At 49.7% G+C, this 1,388-nt stretch carries 2 protein-coding genes; both read right to left on the bottom strand.

From position 1 onward, the window contains the following. Positions 1–938, bottom strand: a 938-nt coding sequence (locus tag PGX78_RS08290) for a preprotein translocase subunit SecD (RefSeq protein ID WP_270446476.1), incomplete at its 3' end; no start/stop codon positions are given. Between the two features lie 38 nt (positions 939–976). After that, positions 977–1,388: 5-formyltetrahydrofolate cyclo-ligase (locus PGX78_RS08295; protein WP_270446474.1), on the bottom strand; the 412-nt coding region annotated here is incomplete at its 5' end.

Below are 1,388 nucleotides of genomic sequence, written 5' to 3' on the forward strand. Positions count from 1 at the left end.
CCGACAAGGACTTCTTCTTTAAATCGTTCAAATATAAGGATATTCGCATCAACGGCAAAACCCATGGAAAGGATAATGCCGGCAATCCCCGGGAGCGTCAGTGTCGCATCCAAATACTTTAAAATAGCCAGGAGAATGAGCACATAGACCAATAAGGCTACGTTAGCCACAACACCGGACATGCGATAAACGACGACCAAAAAGAGCATAATCAAGAGGATGCCGATGGCAAAGGCCCGTTCACTCTTATCCTTCGAATCTTGCCCCAAGCTCGGCCCGATGGTACGAACTTCGAGAACCTTCAACTGTACGGGAAGGGCGCCTGAACGCAGGAGAATAGCCAGGTTTTTCGCTTCTTCCAACGAGTTGTTCCCCGTAATTACGGCCTTACCGCCCGTAATGGCTTCGTTTACGACAGGCGCCGTAAGTACGTCGCCGTCCAGAGTAATGGAAATCTTGTGTCCTACATTGGCTGCCGTCAAGTCGGCAAACTTCTTAGCCCCTTCGTCCGTAAACTCAATGGCAACGACATTTTTGCCGCCGTTATCCTTCTGTTCCTTGGCATTTTTCAAATCGTTGCCGGTCATACGAGTCGTACCCGATTCATCTTTAAACTCCATAACGGCCGTCTTACCGATGGTTTCAATGGCCTTTTCCGGGTTCTTTTCACCGGGTAATTCGACAATAATCCGTCGCGACCCTTCTTTTTGTACAATCGGCTCAGTCAAACCCATTTCATTAATACGCCGTTCAACGATAGTCACAGCCCGATTTACGGAATCATCCGTAACAGGCGCATCCGGCGTGTCCTGGGCTTCCAGCACGATATGAGTCCCGCCTTGCAAATCCAAGCCTTGCTTAATCGACTCGGCAAGCGGACGAATGCAGGTAACGAAGACGCCGATAATAATAATGACGGCGCCGAAAAATTTAAGCATATTTTTTTGACGCAACAAAGCTCCCCCTCTCCGGGTTTTTACGATACATGAATAATTTCTTTTTCCGTCACAATACGGCACACGGTCTGATCATGAGGTTCCGTCGGAACGTATTCCACTATTTGTGCGGCAAAGGCCACGGCCACTACCTGAGACGCCCGGGCACCGGCAATAAATCGGTCGTAAAACCCGGCTCCCCGTCCCAAGCGGCAACCATTTTTATCAAAGGCAAGGCCGGATATGATAAGTAGGTCCGGTACGTCGGCAGTACAGGTCGGAGCTCCCTCGGGTGCTGTGCGGATGCCGTAGCGGTCAAAAACCGTCTGTCCTAAATCATAAAGGCGTACTCCTTCCATATTCCCCTTGTCCAGACATCTCGGTACATAGACTTCCTTATCATCCGCCAACGCTTTTTCAATAAATGCGTCCAAGTCGACCTCACCGGACATA

Origin of the sequence: Megasphaera sp. AF13-6AC (assembly GCF_027685385.1) — a bacterium.
In the GTDB taxonomy this organism is placed as follows: domain Bacteria; phylum Bacillota; class Negativicutes; order Veillonellales; family Megasphaeraceae; genus Megasphaera; species Megasphaera micronuciformis.